Consider the following 25,738-nt stretch of genomic DNA (forward strand, 5'->3'; position numbering starts at 1 on the left):
TCATAGGGACTTAAGCGGTGTATAGAGAGTCTTGCCGCGCCGCCTACGGACACGGGTTCGGCAGGCGCGCGTGGATCGCGTTGACCTTTTCCTCGATCTCCTCCGACCACTTCATGTCCAGGCTCGCGAAGATCTGATCGAGCTGCTCTTCGCCATGCGCGCCGAAAATGTTCGAGGTCACGAAGCTGCGCGTGGTGACGAATTGCATCGCCAGGACGGCGGGCGGCACGCCGATCTCGTCCGCAAGCTCGACATAGGCCCTGATCGCCTCGTCCGCGCTGGGGGTCTGGTAGCGGCCGAGCCGCCCGAACAATTCTCCGCGCGATCCCTTGGGCCTGGCGCCGCCGAGATATTTCCCGGTCAGCGCGCCCTGCCCGATCGGCGAATAGGCGAGGAGGCCGACATCCTCCTGCTGCGCGATCTCGGCGAGGCCGTATTCGTAATAGCGGTTCACGAGATTGTAGGCGTTCTGGTTGCTGACGATCCTCTCCAGCCCCTCGGCCTCTGCGGCCCGCAGGAAGGCCATCACGCCCCAGCTCGTCTCGTTGGACAGGCCGATATGCCTGATCTTGCCCTCGCGCACGAGGTCGCCGAGCGCGGAGAGCTGCGCCTCGATCGGCTCGCCGTCATCCTCGTAGGGCGCGAAGCCCTGAAGATCCTGCCCGAAAATGCGCACGGGCCTGTCCGGCCAGTGGATCTGGTAGAGATCGATCACGTCCGTGCGCAGGTTCTTGAGGCTGCGCTCGACGGCGAAGCGGATATCGGCCTCCCGCACGCGCGGCTTCGCGCCGTCCTCGCGGAACCAGTCCATCGAGGAGCGGCCGACGATCTTGGAGGCGATGAGGACGCGGTCCCGCACGCCCCGCTCCTCGATCCAGCGGCCGACGATGCGCTCGCTCTCGCCCTGCGTCTCGGGCTTGGGCGGAATGGTGTAGAGCTCGGCCGTGTCGAGGAAGTCGATGCCGCGCTCGAAACAGCGGTCCATCTGCCGGAAGGCCTCCGCCTCCCCGATCTGGTCGCCATACATCATCGTGCCGAGGCACAGGCTGGGCACGGTCGTATCGGAGCGGCCGAGCCGCCTGCGTTCGAGAGCCACGAGGACGTCCTTCCGTTGCGCGCGCTCCTTGTCAGGCGGGGCGCCCCGCCTCAAGCCTTTCGCGCCGCAAGGTAAGGGTTGCTCCCTGTCCTGGATTTCATCCGCGAGCCTCATTCGTGCCATTTTCGGACGGTAGCCCGGTTCTCGGGCGGAGAAGCGCACTCCCCGCCCATCCTGCCGAACGATCCGAAGCTGCGCGGCTCCCTTCGCAGCGAAGACCTTGCACCGCGACGCCCGCCCGCCCCGGCGGGCGTTCGCTTTTTGAGCGGCGGACGGAGCGGACCAATTGCCTTGATCGGCCTGCCTGCCCTAGCAAAGCAGCATGACGCCCCTGATCTCTCCTTCCATCCTCTCCGCCGATTTCGCCGCGCTCGGCGAAGCGGTCCGCGATCTCGACGCCGCCGGGGCGGACATGATCCATGTCGACGTGATGGACGGGCATTTCGTGCCGAACATGACGATCGGGCCGGGCGTCGTCTCGGCGCTGAGGCCTCATTCGGAGCTGCCCTTCGACGTCCACCTCATGGTCGCGCCGGCCGATCCGTTCCTCGAAGCCTTCGCGGAGGCGGGCGCGGACATCATCACCGTCCATCCCGAGGCGGGCCCGCACCTGCACCGCACGCTCCAGACCATCAGGGGCCTCGGCAAGAATGCCGGGATCGCGCTCAACCCGGCCACCCCGCTCTCCTTCGCCGAGCCGGTCCTCGACATGCTCGACCTGATCCTCGTCATGTCGGTCAATCCGGGCTTTGGCGGGCAGGCCTTCCTCGACGGCCAGCTGGCCCGCATCGCGCGCCTGCGCGAAATGATCGAGGGTTCGGGGCGCGACATCGTCCTCGAGGTCGATGGCGGCGTCACGCCGGACAACGCCGCCCGGATCGTGAAGGCAGGCGCGAGCGCGCTCGTTGCGGGCACGGCCGTCTTCCGCGGCGGCGCCTCCGCCTATGCGGACAATATCGCGGCCTTGAGGGGGAGCGGCGGGAGGGCGCGCGCCCGATGATGCCTCCGGGAAGCAGCCGCCACCGCTTCTATCACGACGTGTCGCTGCGCGGACCGGTGCCCGACAGGATCCTGACCGCGCCGGACGAGCTGCGAGGCCCCTCGCCCGCGCTCGCCCGCAAGTTGATCACCGAGGCCGAGCACGATCCGGGCGGCTTCTTCTCGCGCGAGGCGCCGAGCTTCGCCTATGCGCAGAGCTTCGGCTGGCTGGCGCCGCTGCGCCATGCCGAAGGTGGCGCCGAAGCCGCGCTGCGCCTCTATGACGCCTGGGCGAAGGCGCATGGCCGCTACGCCCCCAAGGCCTGGGCCCCGCCGCTGGCCGCCGCGCGGACCGAAGCCATTCTGCGCCATGCGGACCTTCTGCTGACCGGGCGCGACGCGCCCCACCGCGAGCAGGTTCTCAGCACGCTCATCCGGCAGACCCGCCATCTCGCCCGCACGGTTCGGGGCAAGCCGCCGGGCGAGCAGCGGCTCTCCGTGCTGATCGGCCTCGCAATGGGCGCGCTCTGCCTGCCTTTCGCCTCCGATCAGGAGCGCATCGTCAAGCCGCAGCTGGCCGCGGCGCTCTCGGCCATGGCGAACGGCGTCCTGCCGCCGCGCCTGCGCGAGCCCGAAGCCGCAATCACCCTCGGCCTCAGCCTCGCCGGGTTGCAGCAGGTCTATCGCCGCCGCGGCCTGACCCCGCCCTCCGGCCTCGCGCCGGCGCTGGCGGTCGTCCGCCTGATGCTGGGCGGCCTGCGCGTGGGCGATGGCGGCCTTGCCGTGCTGCCCGGCGGCACCGAAGGCGACGCGGTCGCCATCGAGGCGCTCGATCCCATGATCCGCCCCGAGGCCGAGCAGCTTCTCGAGCGCCTCGGCTATGTCAGCGCCCGCGCCGGCACCACGGCGCTTCACGCGGATCTGGGGCGCCTCAGCGGCGATGGCAGCGGCGCGGCCGCCTTCACGCTCTGCGACGGCGCGGACCGTCTCGTCACCTGCGCGGGCGCGCCCGAAAGCGCGCTCGGCGTGCTCGACCGCACCATGGCCGAATGGCGCGAGGCGCTGAGCGTGCCCGCGGCCAGCGCGACGCTCGATGCGGGAAAGCTCGGCCCGGCGCGCCTCGACCGGGAGGACAGCCGCGCCGGCACCCTCCTGACGCTCGACCGGCGCGGCGGGGGCGGGCGGCACCGGCGGCGGCTCTTCCTCGACCGGGACGGGACGGGCCTGCGCGGCGAGGATCAGGCGCAGCTCGGCGAACAGGCGGTCTTCCGCTTTCCCCTCGCCCCTTCGGTCGAGGCGCGGCGGAGCGCCGACGAGAAGGTCACGCTCGTCCTGCCCTCGGGCCGTTCCTGGCGGTTCGAGACGGCCGCGGCGGAGCTCACGGTGGAAGAGGGCATCTATTCGGGCGGCCGCCCCCCGGCCCGCAGCCAGCAGCTCGTCCTGCGCCCGCAGCACGAAGGGGTGCGCTGGGCGTTCAAGCGGGTCTGAGCGGCGCAATGACGCCCGGCCGAATGTTGTCACCGCGCCTTTGCCTGCTACTGTGCCGTTTTGGGCAGGCAAGCGTTTCTTCAGCATGAATCTCCGCGATTCCATACGGCGCATCGGCGAGGCCACCGGCCTGGTCCGGCACGTTCCCCGAACCGACCGCGTCGTCGCCCGCATCGCGCCCTCCGGCCTCACGGCGCTGGAGATGGATTCGACCGCCCTTCTGGGCCGCGAGCCGCGCAAGACCGATCTGCGGGCGGCCATGCGCCTGATCGCGGGCAAATCCGTGCTGATCACCGGCGCCGGCGGCACGATCGGCTCGGAACTCGCCCGGCAGGTCGCGAGCTACGGCCCAGAGCGCCTCGTCCTCGTCGACAATTCCGAGTTCAATCTCTACGAGATCGACCTCGAGCTGCGCACGAGCGGCCATGCCGAGATCCTGCGCCCGCGCCTCGTCGATGTCTGCCGCAAGGACCACCTGATGGCGGTCTTCCGCGAGGAAGCGCCCCAGGTCGTCCTTCACGCCGCCGCCTACAAGCACGTGCCCATCGTCGAGGCGAACCCCTGCCCCGCCGCCCTCGTCAACGTGCTCGGCGCCAAGACGGTGTTCGACGCCGCCGTCGAACTCGGCGCGGAGGCCGTGGTCTTCATCTCGACCGACAAGGCCGTGAACCCGACGAGCTTCATGGGCGCGACCAAGCGCGTCGCCGAGCTCTACGCCCAGGCGCTCGACATCGCCCAGACCGGCACGCGCTTCGTCACCGTCCGCTTCGGCAATGTCCTCGGCTCGACCGGCTCGGTCGCCCCGCTCTTCCAGCGCCAGATCGCGCGCGGCGGGCCCGTCACCGTCACCCATCCGGACGTGAAGCGCTACTTCATGACGACGCCAGAGGCGGTGCAGCTCGTCCTCCAGGCCGCGAGCCTGTCCGAGGACAAGAAAAGCGTCCTCACCCATGACGGCCGCATCTTCGTTCTCGACATGGGCGAGCCGGTGAACATCACCGCCCTCGCCGAGCGGATGATCGAAGCGGCGGGCCTCAAGCCGCACGAGGACATTTCGATCCGCTATACGGGACTGCGCCAGGGCGAAAAGCTGTTCGAGGAGATCTTTCACGGCCTCGAACGCCTGATCCGGACGAGCGCGGACGGCGTGCTTCTCGCCAGCCCCTCGATGATCGACCTGCCGCTCCTCAATCCGCGCCTCGCCGAGGTGATCCGCCATGCGGGCAGCGGCGAGCGCGAAGCGCTGGAAACGGCGGTGCATCACCTCGTGCCCGAATTCCGCCCGGACGACCGCGACGTGCCGGTGAGGAGCCCGCGCGCGGCGCAATGAGGCTCGGCGCTTGCCCCGCCGGACGGGTATGCCGATAAGCGCGCCCGAAGCCACCCGGTCCGCGCCATGCCTGAAGCTCTCCTCGATCCCCGCCCCGTCCGCAGGGCCCTCCTCTCGGTTTCCGACAAGACCGGCATCGCCGAATTCGCAAAGCGCCTCGCGGAAGAAGGCGTGGAGCTCGTCTCGACCGGCGGGACGGCGCGCCTCCTGCGCGAAAAGGGCCTCGAGGTCCGCGACGTCTCCGAGCTGACGGGCTTTCCCGAGATCATGGATGGCCGGGTCAAGACGCTGCATCCCGGCGTGCATGGCGGCCTCCTCGCCGACCGGCGCAGGACGGAGCACCTGGCCGCGCTTTCAGAGCACGGCATCGCCGAGATCGATCTCCTCGTGGTCAATCTCTACCCCTTCGAGGAGACGCTCCGCTCCGGCGCGGATGCCGAGACCATCGTCGAGAACATCGACATCGGCGGCCCCGCCATGATCCGCGCGGCGGCCAAGAACCACGCCTCTGTCGCCGTCGTCACCGATCCCGAGGATTATGACGCCGTCCTCGATGCGGTGAAGGCGGGCGGCACCGACCTCGCCTTGCGCCGCCGCCTCGCCGGCATCGCCTATGCCCGCACCGCGCAATACGACTCCCTGATCGCGACCTGGTTCGCCAAGGGCGAGGACGAGGCGCCGCGCAGGGTGGGCCTTTCGGGCCGCCTCGCCCAGACGCTGCGCTATGGCGAGAACCCGCATCAATGGGCCGCCGCCTATAAGGACGGCTCGGAGCGGCCCGGCGTCCTCTCCGCCGAGCAGGTCCAGGGCAAGGCGCTCAGCTACAACAATCTCAACGACACCGACGCGGCCTATGAGCTCGTCGCCGAGCTTCCGCGTGACAGAGCGGGCGTCGCCATCATCAAGCACGCCAATCCCTGCGGCGTCGCATCCGGAGAGACGCTCGGGGCCGCCTATGAGGCGGCGCTGCGCTGCGACCCCGTCTCGGCCTTTGGCGGCATCGTCGCGCTGAACCGGCCGCTCGACGGGCCGACGGCCGAGATGATCGCGGCGATCTTCACCGAGGTCGTCATCGCGCCGGACGCGGACGAGGCGGCGCGCGCAGCCTTCGCCAAGAAGAAGAACCTGCGCCTCCTGCTCACGGAAAGCCTGCCCGACCCCGCCGCCGAAGGCGCGCTGATCAAGCCGATCGCCGGCGGCTTCCTGTTCCAGTCGCGCGACAGCCGGCATGTCGGCCCGGACGACCTTCGCGTGGTGACCGAGCGCGCACCGACGGAGGACGAGCTGCGCGACCTGCTCTTCGCCTTCACCGTCGCCAAGCACGTCAAGTCGAACGCCATCGTCTACGCCAAAGACGGCGCCACGGTGGGCATCGGCGCGGGCCAGATGAGCCGGATCGACTCGACCCGCATCGCCGCGATCAAATCCGAGGACGCGGCCGTGGCCAGCAAGCTCGACCAGCCGCTGGTCAAGGGCTCCGTCGTCGCCTCCGATGCCTTCTTCCCCTTCGCCGACGGACTTCTGGCGGCGGCGAGCGCGGGCGCGACGGCCGTGATCCAGCCCGGCGGCTCGATCCGCGACGAGGAGGTGATAAAGGCCGCCGACGAGCAGGGCCTCGCCATGGTCTTCACCGGCGTGCGCCACTTCCGGCACTGACGCGGCGCTGGGCGAGCCAGAGATAGATCGCGACGCTGAACCCCGTGGCCTCGAGGATCATCGCCATGATCACGATCTGGTAGCGGACGGCGAGAAGCGGATCGACGCCGGCGATGATCTGCCCCGTCATCATGCCGGGCAGCGCGACGAGGCCGACTGCAAGCAGCGCGTTGATCTCCGGGATCATGGCCGCGATCCACGCGTCGCGGCGCGCCTTTGCGGGCGGCGAGCCGGCCGACCGTTCGCGCTCCAGCCGCTCGGCGGCGAGCGTGATGCCGGTCATCGCGTTCGAGAAGACCATGCCCGCGATCGGGACGGTGAGGCGGAGGTCCGAAAAGGGCTGGGCGAGCCCCAGAACCACCGTCAGCACGAAGACGAGCGTTCCACCGCCCCCCAGGGCCAGCGCGAGAAGCGCGCGCGGCAGCGCCTCTGTCCAGCGCGCCTCTCCCGCGAGCCGCGTCGCGATCACCGCAGAAGCCAGCACCATGACGCACACGATGAGGATGCCGAGCCAGACGGCCTCTTCTGCGAAGAGGAAGCGCAGGACGAAGCCGATGGCGACGAGCTGCGCCGTCATGCGGATCGTCGCATAGGCGATCTCGCGCCCGCCCCCGGCCCAGAGCTGGCCGATCGCGAGGACGCCGAGCACCGGCACGAGGCTCGCGATCAGGGCGATGACGGTGATCTGCGGCATGCCCCCACCCTTCGGGCATGCGCCGCGCCCCGGCAAGAAGCGCCGATCCCGCGGCCCGTGGCCCCCCGCGCCTCCTTGCCCCCCGGATGCTGAGCGGATTGTGACGGCGAGGGCCGCCCGCGCCCCCGCCTTCCCTGCGCTTTGCCCCTGTGCGGCGCTTCGCCGCTGAGCTAGGGCCGCTCCAACAGCGTGATCACAGGAGGAAACCCATGTCCCGCCCCGTGCATACCCGCGAGATGACGTTCCGCGAATCGACCGACATGATGTTCGACCGGGCCGCGGCGCATCTCGATATCTCCGACGGCCTCAAGCACAAGATCAAGGTCTGCAACTCGGTCTATACGGTCCGCTTCGGCGTGCGCCTGCGCGGGGACATCCACACCTTCACGGGCTATCGCGCGGTCCATTCCGAGCATGTCGAGCCGGTCAAGGGCGGCATCCGCTACGCGCTGTCGGTCAATCAGGACGAGGTCGAGGCGCTGGCCGCGCTGATGACCTACAAATGCGCGCTCGTCACCGTGCCCTTCGGCGGCTCCAAGGGCGGGCTGACGCTCAACCCGCGCGACTGGGACGAGGACGAGCTGGAGCGGATCACCCGCCGCTTCACCTATGAGCTCGCCAAGCGCGACCTGATCCACCCCTCCCAGAACGTGCCCGCCCCCGACATGGGCACGGGCGAGCGCGAGATGGCGTGGATGGCCGATGCCTATAACCGCCTGCACCCCACCGATATCGACGCGCGCGCCTGCGTCACCGGCAAGCCGCTCCATGCGGGCGGGATCGCGGGCCGGGTCGAGGCGACGGGCCGGGGCGTGCAGTTCGCCCTGCACGAGTTCTTCCGCCATGACGAGGATGTCCGGGACGCAGGTCTCGACGGGACGCTCGACGGAAAGCGCGTCATCGTCCAGGGCCTCGGCAATGTGGGCTATCACGCCGCCAAGTTCCTCTCCGAGGAGGACGGCGCGAAGATCGTCGCGGTGTCCGAATACAATGGCGCGATCCTCGACGAGAAGGGCATCGACATCGAGAAGCTCAAGACCTGGATCGCGCATAACGGTTCGGTGAAGGGCTATCCGCACGGCAAGTTCGTCGAGGACTCCGCCGGCGTCCTCGAAATGGACTGCGACATCCTGATCCCCGCCGCAGTCGAGGGCGCGATCAATTCGGGCAATGCCGAGCGGATCTCGGCCAAGGTCATCATCGAGGCCGCCAACGGCCCCGTCACCGCCAATGCCGACACCATCCTGCGCGAGAAGGGCGTCTTCATCATCCCCGACATGTACGCCAATGCCGGCGGCGTGACGGTGAGCTATTTCGAGTGGGTGAAGAATCTCAGCCATATCCGCTTCGGCCGGATGCAGCGGCGCGAGGAGGAGAAGCGCAACACCATGCTCCTCCAGGAACTCGAGAAGATGACGGGCAAGCCCTTCACCAACGACTTCGTCGCCCGCTTCGCCCGCGGCGCCGACGAGCTCGACCTCGTCCGCTCCGGCCTCGACGACACCATGCGCACCGCCTACGGCAATATGCGCGCGGCGTGGCGCGGCATGCCCGCCATCGAGGACCTGCGCACCGCCGCCTATTACGTGGCGCTGCAGGACGTGGCCACGAGCTACAGGAGCCTCGGCCTCTGAGAGAAAAGAAGGGGCGCCCGCCGGGCGCCCCTTCTTCGTTCCGCTACCGGAACCGCCTATTCGCGGAACTGCTTACCGCTCTCGTCGAGCTCGAAGCGGTATGCTTCGCGACAGAAGTCGCAGGACACTTCGATCGCCCCGTCCTCGAGCATGTCCTCGATATCCTCGCGGGTATATTGCGACAGGACATTGGCGACCTTGTCCCGGCTGCACGTGCAGCCGAAATGCGCGGTCTTGGGCTCGAACACCCGGACCCCGTCCTCGTGATAGAGGCGGAAGAGAAGCTCCTCGGGCGCGATGGTCGGATCGAGCAGCTCGTCCGGCTTCACCGTCTCGAGCAGGATCGCCGCGCGGTTCCACGCATCCTCGTCCTCATCGGCCATCAGGACGTCCTCGCCCCGCTCGCGGGTGCCGCCCTCGCCGGGCATGAACTGCACCATGATGCCGCCCGCGCGCCAGCGCTCGCGACCCTCCTCGTCCGTCACCCGCCCCACGGCGAGTTCGACGGCGGTCGGAATCTGCTCCGACTGCGAGAAATAGCTGATCGTCGCCTTTGCGAGCGTCGGCCCGTCGAGCGGCGTGACGCCCTGATAGCGCTCCATGTCAGGGCCCTGATCTATGGTCATGACCATGTGGCCCTTGCGCAGGAGATAGTGCAGCTCGGCGCCCTGCGCCTTCTCCACCGTATCCTTCGCGCCCTCGCGGATGGTCGCGGTCGCCCGGAGCGCGCCGCCCGCGCTGTAATCGGCGACGATCATCGAGACGGGGCCATCGCCCTGCGCCTGGAAGATCAGCTTGCCGTCGAATTTCAGCGCCGTGCCGAGCATGGCGACGAGCGCCGCCGCCTGGCCGGTCAGCTGGGCGAGCGGATCGGGATAGTCGTGGCGCGAGAGGATCTCGTCCACCGCCGGCCCCAGCCGCACGATGCGGCCGCGCACGGCGCTGTCCCCGACCTGGAAGGGCAGGATGAGGTCGTCGGTCCGCTGCGGACGCGGATCGCCGGAGGGAGTGTCGTCGAACATCGGGTTATGCCTTGAGCTTGTAGCCGCGCCGGAACAGCAGATAGGTGGCGAAGACCAGCACCATGGTCAGGGCGAGGCAGACGAGAGCGCCGCGCAGGACCGGCGCGTCGGATACGCCGATAAAGCCCCAGCGGAAGCCGTCGATGAGATAGAACAGGGGGTTGAAGGCGGACACGTCGGCCACCCATTCGGGCAGCCCCTCCTTGCGCACCGAGAAGAACGTGCCCGACAGGAAGGTCAGCGGCGTGATGACGAAATTCGAGATCATCGCCAGCTGGTCGAACTTCTCCGCCCACATCCCCGCGATGCAGCCGATGGCGGCGAGCAGGATCGCCGCGCAGACCGAGAAGAAGAGCACGGCCCAGATCGAGGAGAGCGTCAGGGGCGTGCCGCTGAACGCCATGAAGCCCGCAATGGTCAGCGCGGTGACGAGGCCGACCATCAGCCCCCGCGTCGCCGCGCCCGCGACGAAGGCGGCCGTCAGCTCCGCCGGGGACAAGGGCGGCATCAGCACATCGACGAGGCTGCCCTGCACCTTGGAGATGATGATCGAGGACGAGCTGTTCTGGAAGGCGTTGGAGAGCACCGCCATCATGATGAGGCCCGGCGGCAGGAAGGCCGCGAAATGCACCACCACGCCCTCCATGGTCACGTCGCGGCCCGAGCCCGAAAAGGCGACGAGGAAGACGGTCAGGTAGAGGAGCGTCGTGACGATCGGCGCGAGCACGGTCTGCGTCGCCACCTTCAGATAGCGCTGGACCTCTTTCTTGTAGAGCGTCCACAGCCCCAGCCAGTTCACCGCCCCGAAGCGGCGCTCGCCGAACGCCTCCTGCCCCGCCGGGCCGGGCGTCGTCGCGGTGTGGTCTGCGGTCATGGCGGTGCCGCTGGGCATGATGGAAATCCTTCGCGTTGCGGCACGCAGGCAGCTGGTGTCGGGAGGTCCCGAATGTGGGGAAGCGGGAGCGCGCGTCAAGCGCGCGTGCTTTTCCACACGCTCTTCGCGGTTTCCACATCGCCTGTGGATAAATACGCGCCGATAGGCCCCGACCGTTAATAACTCGTCAACCACAGATATTGTGCGGTCCGACCGCCCCTCTACCATACCTAGCGTGGCCCGGACGGGGCGAGGGAAATGGGCGCGAGCCCGAGAGGAGGCTGAGATGGCTTGGACTGAGGATCGGGTCGAGACGTTGAAGACGCTTTGGAGCGAGGGGCTGTCCGCCAGTCAGATCGCCGGACGCCTGGGCGGCGTGACCCGCAACGCCGTGATCGGCAAGGTGCACCGCCTCGGCCTCGCCGGGCGCGCCGCCCCCGCCAAGCCCAAGGCCGTTCAGCCCAAGGCGCCCGAGCCCGTCCAGCCCAAGGTGCAATCGGTGCAGATGGACCCCGCGACCTTCGGCGAGAGCCGCATGACGGTCAGCAATATCGGCGCGAACCAGTGCAAATGGCCGATCGGCGACCCCGCCTCCGAGGACTTCCACTTCTGCGGCCAGGGCGCGAGCTCGGGCAAGCCCTATTGCGCCTATCACAGCCAGCTTGCCTTCCAGCCGAACAGCACCCGCCGCGAACGCGGCCGCAAGGCGCCCGTCGCGCTCCCCAGCGCGCGCCGGGCGATGAATTAGGGCTGACGCGCTGCGCGCGACGGGCCTCCCGGCCCGGAGCCGCGGTCGCGGCTTTGGGTTTTCTTGATGCTGACGCGCTGCGCGCGACGGCAGCAGAGCTGCCGGCTCGCTCCTGAACGTCGCTCGCTCCGCGGCGCATTCGGGGCAAGGGCATAGCGGCACCTCGCGCGCTCCCTTCTCCGCCTTCGCCGCCAGAAGAGCCGCGACTGCGGCTCCGGACCAAGGGTCCGTCGCGCGCAGCGCGTCAGTTCTGCGAAACGAAAAAGGGCCGCCCCTGCGGACGGCCCTTTCGCGAGTCCCGCCGTCAGAACGGGTCTCGAACCTGATAGGGTTTCAGTAGGAGGCGACCCTCAGAGGGCGCGAGGCTGCTCGAGCCCCTTCGCTTCGCTTCCGATCCCGAACTGACGGCGAATGATCTCACTGGACACTCGACCACCTCCTTTCATGTTGCTGAACTCGAAGAGGAAGGTGAGGGGCAGCAGCCCTCGGCGCAAGCCGGAACGCGCCCGCCGCTCATGACGAATGCGCAAGCTCCGCGTTCAGACTGTCTTAACCCTCATGCGCGGCGGGGGTTTCTGCGCCTTCCGCGCCTGCTACCTCTCCGGTTCACACGACACTGGGAGGCTTCATGAAACATTCGCTCGCCCTGCTCGCCGCGACGGCGCTCACCGCCGCACCCGCATTCGCGCAGGAGCCGATGGAGATCGACGACCTGTTCAAGGTCCGCGCCGTCGGCGACATCGCCGTCTCCCCCGATGGCGGCAGCGTCGCCTATGCGCTGCACCGCATGCCGGACATCCTCTCGGGCGAAGAGAACGGCACGGCGCTGACGCAATGGCGCGTGGCGCGCGGACCGGGTTCGGACCGCCTCTACGTTTCCGAAGAGACGGGCGCGGGCAGCGTGTCCTTCCTCGACGACGAGACGCTTCTCTATCTCGCAGAGGGCCCGGACGGCGCCCGCGCCCTGTGGCAGCTGCCGCTCGCGGGCGGCGCGGCCGAGCCTTTCTTTGCCTTCGGCGAGGACATTCGCGGCTATGCGCTGAGCGAGGACGGACAGACGCTCTTCTTCACGGCGCAGGACGCCGCCGACCCGGTCCGCGACGCGCTCGAAGGGCGCGGCTTCGATGCCAACGTCATCGATGAGGACCTCTCCTATACCCGCCTCTACCGCGTGGATCTCGGCGCCGAGGCGCCCGAGGCGCGCAGGGTCGAGGTCGACGGCCAGGTCTCCGCGATCGCCGTCTCCCCCGATGGCAGCCTCGTCGCGGTGGCCTTGGCGCCGAGCCCGACCGTGGCCGACGACATCATCAATCGCCGCATCCGGGTCCTCGACGGGCGCAGCGGCGAGCTGGTCCAGGAGATCGAGACCGAAGGCAAGATCGGCAGCTTCGCCTTCTCGCCCGATGGCGGAACGCTCGGCTTCCTCGCGGGAACCTCGCGCTACGACTCCGTCGCCCACACGATCGGCGTCGCGGACCTCATGTCGGGCGAGATGCGCTTCCTCACCGGAGAAGACGAGGCCGACGAGATCGACTTCGTCTGGACCGGCGAGGACGAGATGCGGGTGCTCGTCCACGAGGGCACGGGCTCGGCGACCTATACGCTGAGCGCGGAGGGCGAGATCTCGGACCGGCAGGCGCATGACGGCTTCGTCGTCAGCAATATCGAGGGCGGCGCGAACGGGACTGTCGCGACCGCCTCCTCGCCCGAGGAGCCGTCCGCCCTCTTCGGCGGCGAGACGCTGACGCAGTGGACCGACCACAATGCCTGGCTGGACGGAGTGGAGCTCTACCCGCAGCGGGTCGTGCGCTACGAGGCCGAGGACGGCACGGAGGTCGAGGGCATCCTGATCGAACCCGCGACCGAGCGCCGCCGCTTCCGCCGCGGCGAGACGGCCTCGCCCATGATCACCGTGGTGCATGGCGGGCCGGAGAGCCATTATGTCAATGGATGGCTCACGGGCTATTCGACGCCCGGCCAGATCGCGGCGGGCGACGGCTATGCCGTCTTCTACCCCAATTATCGCGGCTCGACCGGGCGGGGGCAGGCCTTTGCCGCGCTCGACCAGGAGAACCCGCCCGCGGCCGAGTTCGACGATATCGTCGACGGCGTCGACTATCTCGCCGAAGAGGCCAATATCGATCCCGAGCGGGTCGGCATCACCGGCGGCTCCTATGGCGGCTATGCCTCCGCATGGGGCGCGACGGCGCTGACCGAGCATTTCGGCGCGGCCGTCGTCTTCGTCGCGCTGACGGATCTGACGAGCTTCATGGGCACGACGGACATTCCCGAAGAAATGGTCGACAGCCATTTCCGCGTCACCCCGGAAGAGGCGCCCGAGATCTATCGCGAGCAGAGCCCGGTCAATCACGCGGCCGATTCCACCACGCCGACCCTGATCCTGCACGGCGAGGCGGACCCGCGCGTCCATCCGAGCCAGTCGCTCCAGCTCTTCCGCACGATGAAGCGGCTGAGCGATGCGCCGGTGCGGCTCGTCACCTATCCCGGCGAAGGCCACGGCAACCGCCGGGCCGCGGCGCAATACGACTATGCCAACCGCATGATGCGCTGGTTCGACACCTATCTGAAGACGGGCGAGCGGGACGCGGCCATGCCGGCGCGCGAGCTCGAAGCGGTCCGCCGCCTCGAGGCGGAGCCGAGCTCGGCCGACTGAACCGGGAGCGGATCCTGAGGAAAGGGGCGGCAGGCGATCTGCCGCCCTTTTTTTGATCAGTCCGCAGGTGCGGGCGGCGCTTCGCGCAGGGCCGGGCTGTCCGCCACCGCCCGAAGCGAGGCGATATAGGCCTCGCCGTCATCGGCATAGGGCCCGGTCAGCGCGATGAGCGGCCCGGCCTGCGGCTCGAGGCCCTGCGCCCTCGCGCTCGCGCGGGCCTCCCGGAAGGCCGAGAAGGCGTCATGGCTCGCATAGAGGCGGATGAGGTCGAAGGCCGCGGAGACGAGGTTCGGATAGCCCTCCTCCACGTTCCGGCCGAAGACCGCATTGCGCGAGACGGCCCCCTCCGCCCCGCCCCAGCCCGTGGCGAGCGCCCCTTGCGCCGCCGCGAGGCGCGGGGGCACGATGTCGATCCGCTGGAGAAGCGTTTCGGGCGGCGCGAAGCGCAGGCCGTAGCGCCGGGCGAGCGCTGACAGCTCGGCTTCTTCCTCGAGCGTCAGGCGTCCGCGCGCCTCCACGCGCGCGGCCAGGGCCTGCAACTCCTCGCGGTCGGCGCGGACGCGGTCATTGGCGGCCTCGACGACCTCGGCCACCGTTCCGGCGAAGAGCGGCTGGCGCTCCTCGACCGGCCGGGCGGAGAAGCCCGGCGGAAAGGCGCCGGCGACGACCGTCTCTTCCTTCAGCGCATCGCGCAGCTCCTCCTCCGTCTCGGGCACGAAGACGGTCGGCAGCGCCATCGGCGCGAGGACCACGGCGAACCAGGCCCCCACCCCGATCGAGGCGGCGACGGCGCCGAGCCGGGCGATCGCGGCGCCCCGTCCCGGCGGCCCCTCCTCTCCCTCGACGACGCCGAGCCCATGGCCGACGATCGGGGCCGTCCACCCCTGGATGAGGAGCGAGAGGAGCACGACGACGGCCGCCGCGCTGAGATAGAGATTGCCGTTCGGCACGCCGAGCGCGGCGGGCAGAAGCCCGAGATAGACGGGCGTCGCGCCGCGCAGGCCGACCCAGGCGATGAAGCCGATCTCTTTCATCGCGAAGCCGAAAGGCGACAGCGCCAGGAGGACCGCGAGCGGCCGGGCGAGAAAGATCAGGGCCAGGGCGGCGCCCGCCGCCGGCAGAGCGAGCGTGGCGAGGTGGGAAGGCGTGACGAGCAGCCCCAGGAGGAGGAACAGCCCGGTCTGGGCGAGCCAGGCGAGGCCGTCCATCACGCTGCCCACGCGCTCCGCCTCTTCCGGCGCGGCGGCCGCGATGGTGAGCCCTGCGAGATAGATGGCGAGGAAACCGCTGCCGCCCACCGTCTCGGCGAGGCCGAAGGCGATGAAGCCGAAGCCGGCCGTCAGGATCGAGGTCAGGCCCTGCGGCAGCTCGACCCGGCGCAGCACCTTGGGCACGAGGACCCCGACCCCGAGGCCCACTATGGCGCCGAAGCCGAGCTTAACGAGCAGCGTCCCGCCCCAGCCCATAGCGCCCATGGGCTCGGTGGCGAGCGAGACCGAGAGGCCCACCACGAGCAGGATCGCGAGCGGGTCGTTGAAGCCCGACTCGACCTCCAGCGCCGCGGCGACGCGCTTGGGCATGCGCAGGCCCGTGGCGGCGAGCGCGAAGACCGCCGCCGCGTCGGTCGAGGAGACGACGGCGCCGAGCAGCAGCGCTGCGGGCCATTCGAGGCCGAAGGCGAAGCGCGCGAAGGGCGCGACCAGCAGCGCGGTGACGAGCGTGCCCAGGAGCGCGAGCGAGAGGCCCGGCCGCGCGCCGAGGCGGAACACAGATTGCGGCGTGCGGAGCCCGCCCTCGAAGAGGATCACGGCGAGCGCCGCAGAGCCCCAGACGAGGACGGCGCGGCTCGCATCGACCGAGATGCCGCCGGGCCCCTCCCGCCCCGCGAGCATCCCCGCCAGAAGGAAGACGAGAAGGATCGGCGCGCCGATCTTCTGCCCGGCGGCGCCGGCGAGGATCGCGCCGACGCTCAGCGCCGAGGCGGCGAGGATCACGATCCCGACGTCCACTCAAGCCTCCCCTGTGCCGGCCGCCTCCCCTATGCCGCGTTCGAGGCCCCGCGGGTAGCCGTGAGGGGAGAAAGCGCCCTTACCGATAGGAGAGTGACCGTGCCGGACCGCGAAACCGATCTCTACGCCGCCCTCGACGCGATGGGGATCGCCCATCGCACCGAGGAGCACGAGGCCGTGTTCACGGTCGCCCAGAGCGCGCCGGTCAAGGCGCGCCTTCCCGGCGGGCATTCGAAGACGCTGCTCGTGACCGACAGGGACCGCCTGTTCCTTCTGGTCGCGCTCGGCAGCCTCCGCGTCGACCTCAAGGGCGTCGGCCGGGCGCTCGGGGCCCGCGGACGGCTCTCCTTCGTCAAGCCGGACCGGCTTCTCGACAGTCTCGGGGTGACGCCCGGCTCGGTGACGCCCTTCGCGCTGATCAATGATGAAGAGCGAGAGATCTCGGAGGTCGTTTTGGATACGAACCTGATGGCCCATGATCCGGTCTGGTTCCACCCGCTGCGCAACACCGCCTCCACCGCCTTGTCGCCAGGCGACCTCGAGCGGTTCTGCGAACGCCATGCCCGATCGGTGCGCAGGCTCGATCTCGCCTCGCCGGAAGGCGGCTCATAGGGAAGTCCCTCACAGGCGCAGCCTGCGGCCTTGCCCCCTCCGGGCAGGGCCGCCATCTAACGGACCAAACGCTCACACGGATATCGGAAGACCTATCATGTCCCAGACGCTCGATTTCGGCTCATCGCCCCAGGGCAACTCGCCAGACCTCGTCAAGGATGCCACCGTCGAGACCTTCCAGGCGGACGTTCTGCAGGCCTCGCTCGAGGTTCCGGTCATCGTCGATTTCTGGGCGACCTGGTGCGGCCCCTGCAAGACGCTCGGCCCGATCCTCGAAAAGGAGGTGCAGGCGCGCGGCGGCAAGGTCCGCATGGTCAAGGTCGATGTCGACAAGAACCAGATGCTCGCCCAGCAGCTGCGCATCCAGTCCATGCCGACCGTGATGGCCTTTGTCGGCGGCCAGCCGGTGGACGGCTTCGTCGGCGCCCTGCCCGAAAGCGAGGTGAGAGGCTTCATCGACCGGATCGAGCAGGCGGCGCAGCAGATGGGCCTCGGCGGCGGCGGCCAGCAGGGCCCCGGCGCCGCCGAATATGTCGCAGCCGGCGACGAGGCGGCGGACGCTGGCGATCTCGGCCAGGCCGTGCAGCTTTACGGACAGGCGAGCCAGATGGCCGAAGAGGGCTCGGACGAGCAGGCCGGCGCCCTTGCGGGCCTCGCGCGCTGCTATCTCGCCGCGGGCAGCGCCGAGCAGGCGCAGGCCGCGCTCGACGCCGTGCCCGAGGCCAAGCGCGGCCATCCGGCCGTCGCCCAGGTCCAGGCGCAGATGTCGCTCGGCGGCGGCGCGGATGATGGCGAACTCGCGGAGGCGCGCGCCGCCTTCGAGAAGAACCCGCAGGACATGGATGCCGGCTTCGCCCTGGCCGAGGCGCAGATCGGCGCCGGCCGCTCCGAAGAGGCGATCGACACGCTGCTCGGCCTGATCGAGCGGGACCGGGAATGGAACGAAGGCGCGGCGCGGGCGAAGCTGCTGACCGTCTTCGAGGCCCTCGGTGCCAAGGATCCGGCGGTGAAGACCGGACGCCGGCGCTTGTCTTCCCTTCTCTTTTCCTAAGTCCCGAAAGAGAGGGGTTCGTTGCCGGCCTTCCCGCCGGCGCAACCGCAGAGGACAGCATGACACGATACAGCCGAACCGGACGCGAAGTTCCCGGCGCCGCGACTCTGCCGGACAGCCTGCCGCTCTTCCCGCTGCGCAGCGCCATCCTCCTGCCGCGCTCGCGCCTGCCGCTCAACGTGTTCGAGCCGCGCTATCTCGCCATGACCGAGGCCGCGCTCGGCGCGGGCCGGATGATCGGCATGGTGCGCCCGCGCTATGACGACGACGTCAATCCGCCGCTCTACGAGATCGGCTGCGCGGGCCGCATCACCTCCTTCATGGAGACCGAGGACGGGCGCTATCTTCTGACCCTGACCGGCGCGTCGCGGTTCCGGCTGGAAGACGACGACCTGACCGATGAAGGCTTCCGGGTCGGCAGAGTCGACTGGTCGCCTTTCGCCATGGACGCCTATCCCGATCCCGAAGAGAACCCGGCCCTGCGCGAACGGGTGCTCGAACTCCTCATCGACTATCTCGAAGAGGTCGGCCTCAAGGCGGACTGGGATTCGATCGAGGGCGCTTCGGCGGAGACGCTGATCAATTCGGTCGCCATGTCCTGCCCCTTCGAGCCCGACGAGAAACAGGCGATCCTGGAAGCTAAGACGCTGTGCGACCGCGGCCAGACCCTCATCGCCCTGATGCAGATGGCGGTGGCGGAATCGAGCCGCGATGCCGAGGACCGCACCGAGCGGCTGCAATAAGAGATGCCCCAGAACCAGACCCAGAACCGCCCGCTCGACCCGAAACTCCTCTCCATGCTGGTCTGCCCCGTGACCCGCGGCCCCCTGACCTTCGACAAGGAGCGCCAGGAACTCGTCTCGGACAAGGCGCGGCTCGCCTTTCCGATCCGCGACGGCATCGCGGTCATGCTCGAGGCCGAGGCGCGGCGCCTGGACGAGGAGGAAGGAACGGTTCGTTGAGTCCGCTTAACGCGGCTTTAACGCTGAGGGTGGCATTCAGCTTCCGTTGACCATGACGCGACGGAGGCTGACGATGCGGACCCGGTTTCTCCCTATCCTCTTCTCTCTTCTCATGATCGCGACGCCGCTCGCGCCGGGTGCGGCGCTGGCGGGCGGCGCGAACAGCACGGCGGCCAGCAGCAGCGCGACCACGGTGATCGGGCCTTCCGGCCTTCCCGTGCCGCGCTTCGTCGCCCTCAAGAAGGACAAGGTGCGCGCCCGCTTCGGCCCCTCCTTCGATTATCCCGTCGCCTTCACCTATCACCGCAAGGGCCTGCCCCTGAAGGTCATCGCAGAGACCCGCGACGATGTCTGGCGCCGGGTCGAGGACCGGGACGGCCGCCGCATGTGGATCCACCGCTCCATGCTGATGGGCAATGACAGCGCCGTCGTCGCCCGCGAGGACGCGGTCCTGCGGGCAAAGCCCTCCGAGGGCGCGCCCGGCCGCGCCCGGCCGCGCCCGGCTGGCGCCCGGCCTCGTGACCGAGATCGACGAATGCGAGGCGGGCTGGTGCCGCCTGCGCGCCGGCGACTTCCGCGGCTGGCTGCCCGAGGACGCGCTGTGGGGCGTCTCGCGGGGCTGACGGCGCGAACGCGTTGACGGGGAAAAGGATGCGCGGCTAGCAAGCAGCGCATGGAACAGACCGAGCGCCCGACCGACACGCCTCCTCCCGAGGACCGCCAGCACAGTTTCGACAAGGACGATCTGATCGCCTGCGGCATGAACGGGCTGCGGGGGCCGGGCTCGGCCCAGCTGCCCGTTCCGCCCATGCTGATGATGGACCGGATCACGTCGATCACGGCGGATGGCGGCAAATACGGCAAGGGCGGCGTCGTCGCCGAGCTGGATATCGCCAAGGACCTGTGGTTCTTCGACTGCCACTTCCCCGGCGATCCGGTCATGCCCGGCTGCCTCGGCCTCGACGCCATGTGGCAGCTGGTCGGCTTCTTCATGACCTGGGGCGGCAGCCCGGGCTCGGGCCGCGCGCTGGGCGCTGGCAGCGTGAAATTCTCCGGCCAGGTCACGCCCGACGTGAAGCTCGTGCGCTACGAGATCGACATCCGCCGGGCGATGCGCGGCAAGCTGGTGCTCGGCATCGCCGACGGCACCATGTTCGCCGATGGCCGCCCGATCTACGAGGCCAAGGATCTCCGCGTCGGCCTGTTCAGCCAGGAACAGCTGAACGCCGGCGCGCTCTGAACGCGCGGCGGGAACACGGGCGAGAGGACCAGAAAAGAGCCGGGCGGGCGATGATCCGCCCGCGCCACACAGAGTGAGGAGCGCGGATCGATGCGCAGAGTCGTCGTAACGGGCATGGGCATCGTCTCTTCGATCGGCAGCACGCTGGACGAGGTGACGACGTCGCTGCGGGAGAGCCGCTCGGGCATCACGCGGTCCGAGGAAATGGCCGAGCGCGGCTTCAAGAGCCAGGTCTGGGGCAAGCCCGGCATCGACGTCGAGGAGGTGCTCGACAAGAAGACGCGGCGCTTCATGGGCGAAGGCGCGGCCTGGAACTACCTCGCCATGCGCGACGCGATCGAGGATGCCGGCCTTGAGGAGGCCGAGGTCAGCCACGAGATGACCGGCATCGTCATGGGCTCGGGCGGGCCCTCGACCGAGACCATCGTCATGGCCGCCGACAAGACGCGCGAGACCGGCAGCCCGCGCAGGATCGGGCCGACGGCGGTCCCCAAGGCGATGTCGAGCACCAATTCGGCCTGCCTCGCCGTGCCCTTCAGGATCAAGGGCCTCAACTATTCGATCAGCTCGGCCTGCGCGACCAGTGTGCACTGCGTCGGCCATGCCTATGAGCAGGTCGCCATGGGCAAGCAGGACGTGATCTTCGCCGGCGGCGGAGAGGATCTCGACTGGACCCTGTCCAACATGTTCGACGCCATGGGCGCGATGTCGACCAAGCACAACGACACGCCGGAGAGCGCCAGCCGCGCCTATGACGAGAGCCGCGACGGCTTCGTCATCGCCGGCGGCGCGGCCGTCTTGGTCGTCGAATCCCTCGACCGCGCTCTCGCCCGCGGCGCGAGGATCTGGGGCGAGATCACCGGCTATGCCGCCAATTCCGACGGCTATGACATGGTCGCGCCGTCGGGCGAAGGCGCCGTGCGCTGCATGAAGGCAGCGATCCGCACGGCGCGCGGCCCGATCGGCTATGTGAACACGCACGGCACCTCGACCCCGGTCGGCGACGAGCGGGAAACGGGCGCCCTTCGGGAGGTCTTCGGCGATGCGGTGCCGCCCTTCTCCTCGACCAAGTCGCTCACCGGCCACAGCCTCGGCGCTGTCGGCGCGCAGGAGTTGATCTACAGCCTCCTGATGATGAAGGAGCGCTTCCTCGCGGCCTCCGCGCATATCGAAACGCTCGACCCGCAATTCGCGGACCTGCCCGTTCTCCGCGAGCGGCGGGACGATGCCGATCTCGACCGCTTCTTGTGCAACAGCTTCGGCTTTGGCGGCACCAATGGCTGCATGGTGATGGAGCGCTACGCGGATTGAGGCCGGGAGCTGCGCACGTTTCCGTGAACCGCCGCGATCTTCAGCAAGCGTTTAGCCTGCCATACTAGGCCCCTCCTCCGAAGACGGGGGAAGGGGCGGATGGCGTTCATACTGAACTGCGTGACCAGCGAGCACGAGTGGCAGCACGTGGTCGTCGCATTCGCGGTCTGCATCCTGTGCAGCTTCACCGTCGTCGCGCTCTGGGACCGCGCCGCGCGGGCCTCCGGCCTCCGGCGCAAGGCTCTCTGGGTCGTCATCGGCGGCCTTGCCTGCGGCTGCGGCGTCTGGGCCACGCATTTCATCGCCATGCTCGGCTACCAGTACGAGATCGAACGCGGCATCTCGCTTGCGAGAACGGCCGGGTCGCTCGGCCTTGCCTGCCTGCTCTACGGCTTCAGCGTCGTCCCCGTCATGCGCGGCTATGGCTGCCAGAGGTGCCGGAACGTGGCGGCGCTGTCGCTCACCGCCGCCGCTGGCGGCATGCACTATCTCGGCATGAGCGCCTATTCGGCGAGCGCGCTTCTGCAATGGGACATGCGCGTCGTGGCGGCCTCCTTCGCTCTGGCCTTCCTGCTCAATTTCGGCTGCGTGCAGCTCTTCACCACCGAGCGCTCGATGCGGCGCCTGGTGATCTGCCCGCTGCTCTTCGTCTGCGGCATTCTCAGCATCCACTTCCTCGGGATGGGCGCCCTGACCGTGCTGCCGCTCGATCCGGACCCGGCGGCCTGGACGGGATCGAGCACGCCTTTGGCGATCGCCACGGCCGCCGCCGTGCTGCTCGTGCTCGCCACAAGCTTCGCGGCCTCGGTCCTCGACCAGACGGTCACGCGCCGGAAGGCCGAGGAGGCGCGCCAGCTCCGCGCGCTGACCGAGGAGCTGGCCGCGCGCAATGCCGAACTCGAGATCGCGAAGTCGCGGGCCGAGGAGGCGAGCAAGGCCAAATCCGCCTTCCTGGCGAACATGTCGCATGAAATCCGCACGCCCATGAACGGCGTCCTCGGAATGTCGGAACTCCTGCTGGAGAGCGATCTGACCGCCCGCCAGCGCAGCTATGCCGACACGATCCACAATTCGGGCAGCGCCCTGCTGACGATCATCAACGACATTCTCGACTTCTCCAAGATCGAGGCGGGCCGCCTCGAACTCGATCCCACCGTCTTCGACCTGCGCACCGCCGTCGAGGACGTGGCGACGCTGCTCGCTCCCGGGGCGCAGGAAAAGGGTATCGAGATCCTCGTGCGCTGCGATCCCGACCTGCCGGCCGATCTGACGGGCGATGTCGGGCGCATCCGCCAGATCGTCACCAATCTCGCCAGCAATGCGCTCAAGTTCACGGCGAGGGGCCATGTCCTGATCGAGGTGTCCCGCTGCGAAGCGGATGCGGAGAACGGCACGCCGCGCTGGCGCATCGCCGTGCGGGACACGGGGATCGGCATCGACGAGCACAAGCTCGAAGCGATCTTCGAGGAGTTCAATCAGGCCGAGACTTCGACTACGCGCGAATATGGCGGCACGGGCCTCGGCCTCACCATCGTCAGCCGGCTGACCGAGATGATGGGCGGCCAGGTGGCCGTGGAATCGCGGATCGGGCGCGGCTCGACCTTCTGGGTCGACCTGCCCCTGCCGGTCGCCGAGACCTCGGCCAGGCCCCAGGCCGGGCTGCGTCCGCTTCCCCCGGCGCGCGTCCTCCTGGTGGACGACGTCGCGGTCAATCTGGAAATCCTCGAAGAACAATGCCGCTCCTGGGGGCTCAGCCCCACCAGGGCGTCCGGCGGCCGCGAGGCGATCGAACTCCTCGAAATGGCGGCCGCGGACGGCGTGCCATACGACGCGGTCCTGCTCGACTATCACATGCCGGAAATCGACGGCCTCGCAGTGGCAGAGCACATTCACCGGGCCGACACGCTCAGCCCGGTGCGGGTGGTCGTCCTCTCCTCGGCGGATGACGATGCGGTCGTGACGGCCTTCCGCGCGCTCGGGGCGGACGGCTATCTCGTCAAGCCGATCCGCTCGGCCGCGCTCTACCAGACCCTCTCCGAAGCCATGGACAGAGCGATGCTTCCCGCCCCGCCCGAAGCCGGAAGGCCGCCGCGCCTTGAGGAGGCCGCAGCCTGCCCTGATGCCGAAACCCAAGGCCGGCCGCGCCTGCGCGTTCTCGCTGCCGATGACAATGCGGTGAACAGGATGGTGCTGAGCAGCCTCATCGACGCGGACCGCTACGCCGTCACCCTCGCGGAGAACGGGCGCGAGGCCTATGAGGCCTGCCGGACGGCCAGCTTCGACATCGTCCTGATGGACCTGTCCATGCCGGAACTGGACGGCTATCAGGCGACCGCCGCCATAAGGGCGCTCGAGCAGAAAGAGGGCCGGGAGCGCGTGCCGATCGTCTGCCTGACCGCCCATGCCCTCGCGGGCCAGCGCGAGGACTGCCTCGCGCACGGCATGGACGACTATCTCGCAAAGCCGATCAAGAAGGAGGCGCTCGGCCGGATCCTCGAAAGCTGGACAGGCCCCGACCGGGATGCCGCCAGCGCGGCGATGACCGCCTGAGCCGCCCCGGGCACCGCTTCGCCCTGCCGTCACTGCCGGACCGTTACTGGCGCTTGGGCAAACCGCCCGGCGGCGCTACACGCGGGGCGAAGCAGAGCCGAGGCGCCCCATGTCCGAGACTTCCTCTCCCTTTCCCGCCGGCACGCTGATGAAGGGACGCCGCGGCGTCGTCATGGGCGTTGCGAACAAGAACTCGATCGCCTGGTCGATCGCGCAGCAGCTGGCCGCGCAGGGCGCGGAACTCGCCTTCACCTATATCGAGGCGATGGAGAAGCGGGTCCGTCCGCTCGCAGAAGAGCTCGGCGTCACCAAGCTCATTCCCTGCGACGTGACCTCCGACGCCTCGATGGAAGCCGCCTTCGGCGAGTTGCAGCGCGACTGGGGCGGCCTCGACTTCCTCGTCCACGCCATCGCCTTCTCGGACAAGGACGAGCTCAAGGGGTCCTTCGTCGAGAACACGACGCGCGAGAACTTCAAGCAGTCCCTCGACATCTCGGCCTTCAGCTTCGTCGACGCCGCGCGCCGGGCGAGCGCGATGATGTCGGAAGGCGGCGCGATGATCACGCTGACCTATCTTGGGTCCGAGCGCACCATCCCCTCCTATAACGTCATGGGCGTCGCCAAGGCCGCGCTCGAAGCGTCCACCCGCTATATCGCGCGCGATCTCGGGCCGCGCGGCATCCGGGTGAACGCGATTTCGGCGGGGGCGATCAAGACGCTGTCCCTCGGCGGCATTTCGGGCGGCCGCTCGCTGCTCTCCGAAGGGCGCAATTGGAGCCCTCTGCGCGAGGACACCGATCCCGCGGGCGTTGCTGGCGCGGCGCTCTACCTGCTCTCCGATCTCGGCAAGAGCTGCACGGGCGAGGTCCTGCACGTCGATGCGGGCTTCCACATCGTCGGCATGCCCGACGAGGACGTGATGCGCGGATCGAAGGGCGAGTAGCCCTTGCCAAGAGGCGCGGGGCGCGCCAACGAGCGCGCCATGTCCCGCATCGAGGCCCGTTTCAGGAAATTGCGCGATGAAGGCCGAGCGGCCTTCATTCCCTTCGTCATGGCCGGCGATCCCGGCTTCGACACCTCGCTCGACCTCGTCCGGGCCCTGCCCGGCGCGGGCGCCGACCTGATCGAGCTCGGTGTCTGCTTCACCGATCCCATGGCCGACGGCCCGGCGATACAGCTCGCCGGACAGCGCGCCATCGCGGCCGGGCAGACGCTCCGGCGCACGCTCGATCTCGTCCGCGCCTTCCGCGAAGGCGACGCCGAGACGCCGATCGTGCTGATGGGGTATTACAATCCCTTCTACGCCTATGGCGTCGAGCGCTTCCTTCGGGATGCGGCCGAGGCCGGGGTGGACGGCCTCATCGTCGTCGACCTCCCGCCCGAGGAGGACGCAGAGCTCTGCCTGCCCGCGCGCGGGGCGGGGCTCGATTTCGTGCGCCTCGCAACGCCCACGACTGATGATGCCCGCCTGCCCGACGTGATCCGCAACACCTCGGGCTTCGTCTATTACGTGTCCGTGGCGGGCGTGACGGGCGGCGCGACGGGCGCGCAGGGCGCGGTGGCAGACGCGGTCACGCGGCTGCGCGAGGCATCCGGCCTGCCCGTAGCGGTCGGCTTCGGCGTCCGCGACGAGGAGCGCGCGGCGCAGGTCGCGCGCGACGCGGATGCCGTCGTCGTGGGTTCGGCACTTGTTGACTCTTTGGCGCGAGCATTGCCCGACGGGGACGAGGCGGCGAAGACGGCGGTGCTCGGTTTGGCGTCTCGGCTGTCCCGCGCTATCAGGACTGCCAGGCAGGAGTAGGCATTACG

At 69.2% G+C, this 25,738-nt stretch carries 22 protein-coding genes; 17 read left to right on the forward strand and 5 right to left on the reverse strand.

Annotated elements, in window-relative coordinates:
• Window positions 1-43: 43 nt before the first annotated feature.
• Entirely contained in the window at window positions 44-1,096 is a 1,053-nt protein-coding gene (locus IE88_RS0103190) for an aldo/keto reductase (protein WP_031550043.1), read from the reverse strand.
• A gap of 322 nt (window positions 1,097-1,418) precedes the next feature.
• Here IE88_RS0103190 and rpe point away from each other — a divergent pair, with 322 nt between their 5' ends.
• From rpe to purH, 4 genes are all read left to right on the forward strand, one after another.
• Window positions 1,419-2,096: a ribulose-phosphate 3-epimerase gene (rpe, locus tag IE88_RS0103195; protein ID WP_031550046.1), complete on the forward strand. Its 678-nt coding sequence runs from the start codon at window positions 1,419-1,421 to the stop codon at window positions 2,094-2,096.
• Complete coding sequence (locus IE88_RS0103200) at window positions 2,093-3,562, forward strand: heparinase II/III domain-containing protein (RefSeq protein ID WP_031550048.1); 1,470 nt, start codon at window positions 2,093-2,095, stop codon at window positions 3,560-3,562. The genes rpe and IE88_RS0103200 overlap by 4 nt, the downstream gene beginning before the upstream one ends.
• A gap of 85 nt (window positions 3,563-3,647) precedes the next feature.
• Window positions 3,648-4,892, forward strand: a complete 1,245-nt coding sequence (locus tag IE88_RS0103205) for a UDP-N-acetylglucosamine 4,6-dehydratase family protein (RefSeq protein ID WP_051881450.1) — start codon at window positions 3,648-3,650, stop codon at window positions 4,890-4,892.
• Between the two features lie 66 nt (window positions 4,893-4,958).
• Window positions 4,959-6,548, forward strand: coding sequence for a bifunctional phosphoribosylaminoimidazolecarboxamide formyltransferase/IMP cyclohydrolase (purH, locus tag IE88_RS0103210; RefSeq protein ID WP_031550055.1), 1,590 nt, complete (start codon window positions 4,959-4,961; stop codon window positions 6,546-6,548).
• Here purH and IE88_RS0103215 read toward each other — a convergent pair.
• Window positions 6,520-7,242 (reverse strand): ABC transporter permease, encoded by a 723-nt coding sequence (locus IE88_RS0103215; RefSeq protein WP_031550058.1) that lies wholly within the window; start codon window positions 7,240-7,242, stop codon window positions 6,520-6,522. The genes purH and IE88_RS0103215 overlap by 29 nt on opposite strands.
• 209 nt (window positions 7,243-7,451) lie before the next feature.
• On the opposite strand from IE88_RS0103215, the gene IE88_RS0103220 reads away from it, so the two are divergent.
• A complete protein-coding gene (locus tag IE88_RS0103220) occupies window positions 7,452-8,876 on the forward strand; it encodes a Glu/Leu/Phe/Val family dehydrogenase (RefSeq protein WP_031550061.1) in 1,425 nt (474 codons plus the stop codon).
• A gap of 56 nt (window positions 8,877-8,932) precedes the next feature.
• Here IE88_RS0103220 and IE88_RS0103225 read toward each other — a convergent pair whose 3' ends face one another.
• Window positions 8,933-9,898 carry an Hsp33 family molecular chaperone gene (locus IE88_RS0103225; RefSeq protein WP_051881451.1) on the reverse strand — a complete coding sequence of 322 codons (966 nt, stop codon included), beginning with the start codon at window positions 9,896-9,898 and terminating at the stop codon, window positions 8,933-8,935.
• 4 nt (window positions 9,899-9,902) lie between these two features.
• The gene (locus IE88_RS0103230) at window positions 9,903-10,790 is read right to left on the reverse strand and encodes an ABC transporter permease (protein ID WP_238319257.1); all 888 of its coding nucleotides are present in this window, start codon (window positions 10,788-10,790) and stop codon (window positions 9,903-9,905) included.
• Between the two features lie 268 nt (window positions 10,791-11,058).
• Between IE88_RS0103230 and IE88_RS0103235 the strand changes: the two genes are divergently transcribed.
• Together IE88_RS0103235 and IE88_RS0103240 are read left to right on the forward strand one after the other, a co-directional pair.
• Window positions 11,059-11,520: a GcrA family cell cycle regulator gene (locus tag IE88_RS0103235; protein ID WP_031550070.1), complete on the forward strand. Its 462-nt coding sequence runs from the start codon at window positions 11,059-11,061 to the stop codon at window positions 11,518-11,520.
• 628 nt (window positions 11,521-12,148) lie between these two features.
• Window positions 12,149-14,194 carry a S9 family peptidase gene (locus IE88_RS0103240; protein ID WP_036766500.1) on the forward strand — a complete coding sequence of 682 codons (2,046 nt, stop codon included), beginning with the start codon at window positions 12,149-12,151 and terminating at the stop codon, window positions 14,192-14,194.
• Window positions 14,195-14,250: 56 nt separating this feature from the next.
• Here IE88_RS0103240 and IE88_RS17085 read toward each other — a convergent pair whose 3' ends face one another.
• Window positions 14,251-16,203: a potassium/proton antiporter gene (locus IE88_RS17085; protein ID WP_051881452.1), complete on the reverse strand. Its 1,953-nt coding sequence runs from the start codon at window positions 16,201-16,203 to the stop codon at window positions 14,251-14,253.
• Between the two features lie 99 nt (window positions 16,204-16,302).
• On the opposite strand from IE88_RS17085, the gene IE88_RS0103250 reads away from it, so the two are divergent.
• The 10 genes from IE88_RS0103250 to trpA all read left to right on the forward strand — a co-directional run bounded on the left by IE88_RS0103250 (window position 16,303) and on the right by trpA (window position 25,730).
• Window positions 16,303-16,815 carry a prolyl-tRNA synthetase associated domain-containing protein gene (locus IE88_RS0103250; RefSeq protein ID WP_031550079.1) on the forward strand — a complete coding sequence of 171 codons (513 nt, stop codon included), beginning with the start codon at window positions 16,303-16,305 and terminating at the stop codon, window positions 16,813-16,815.
• A gap of 97 nt (window positions 16,816-16,912) precedes the next feature.
• Window positions 16,913-17,866, forward strand: a complete 954-nt coding sequence (trxA, locus tag IE88_RS0103255) for a thioredoxin (RefSeq protein WP_031550082.1) — start codon at window positions 16,913-16,915, stop codon at window positions 17,864-17,866.
• A gap of 59 nt (window positions 17,867-17,925) precedes the next feature.
• Window positions 17,926-18,609, forward strand: a complete 684-nt coding sequence (locus IE88_RS0103260; protein ID WP_036766501.1) for an LON peptidase substrate-binding domain-containing protein — start codon at window positions 17,926-17,928, stop codon at window positions 18,607-18,609.
• Between the two features lie 3 nt (window positions 18,610-18,612).
• Entirely contained in the window at window positions 18,613-18,828 is a 216-nt protein-coding gene (locus IE88_RS0103265; RefSeq protein ID WP_031550088.1) for a Trm112 family protein, read from the forward strand.
• 73 nt (window positions 18,829-18,901) lie between these two features.
• Window positions 18,902-19,468, forward strand: a complete 567-nt coding sequence (locus IE88_RS19010) for an SH3 domain-containing protein (RefSeq protein ID WP_051881453.1) — start codon at window positions 18,902-18,904, stop codon at window positions 19,466-19,468.
• 33 nt (window positions 19,469-19,501) lie between these two features.
• A complete protein-coding gene (gene fabA / locus IE88_RS0103275) occupies window positions 19,502-20,068 on the forward strand; it encodes a bifunctional 3-hydroxydecanoyl-ACP dehydratase/trans-2-decenoyl-ACP isomerase (protein ID WP_051881454.1) in 567 nt (188 codons plus the stop codon).
• Between the two features lie 90 nt (window positions 20,069-20,158).
• Window positions 20,159-21,379, forward strand: coding sequence for a beta-ketoacyl-ACP synthase I (gene fabB / locus IE88_RS0103280; protein WP_031550095.1), 1,221 nt, complete (start codon window positions 20,159-20,161; stop codon window positions 21,377-21,379).
• Between the two features lie 99 nt (window positions 21,380-21,478).
• On the forward strand, window positions 21,479-23,929 hold the full coding sequence (locus tag IE88_RS0103285; protein ID WP_051881455.1) for a response regulator: 2,451 nt from the start codon (window positions 21,479-21,481) through the stop codon (window positions 23,927-23,929).
• A 109-nt stretch (window positions 23,930-24,038) separates the two neighbouring features.
• Window positions 24,039-24,872, forward strand: coding sequence for an enoyl-ACP reductase FabI (locus tag IE88_RS0103290; protein WP_031550100.1), 834 nt, complete (start codon window positions 24,039-24,041; stop codon window positions 24,870-24,872).
• Window positions 24,873-24,911: 39 nt separating this feature from the next.
• A complete protein-coding gene (gene trpA, locus IE88_RS0103295) occupies window positions 24,912-25,730 on the forward strand; it encodes a tryptophan synthase subunit alpha (RefSeq protein ID WP_031550101.1) in 819 nt (272 codons plus the stop codon).
• Window positions 25,731-25,738: the final 8 nt, after the last annotated feature.

This window comes from Parvularcula oceani (genome assembly GCF_000733125.1).
In the GTDB taxonomy this organism is placed as follows: Bacteria; Pseudomonadota; Alphaproteobacteria; order Caulobacterales; family Parvularculaceae; genus Parvularcula; species Parvularcula oceani.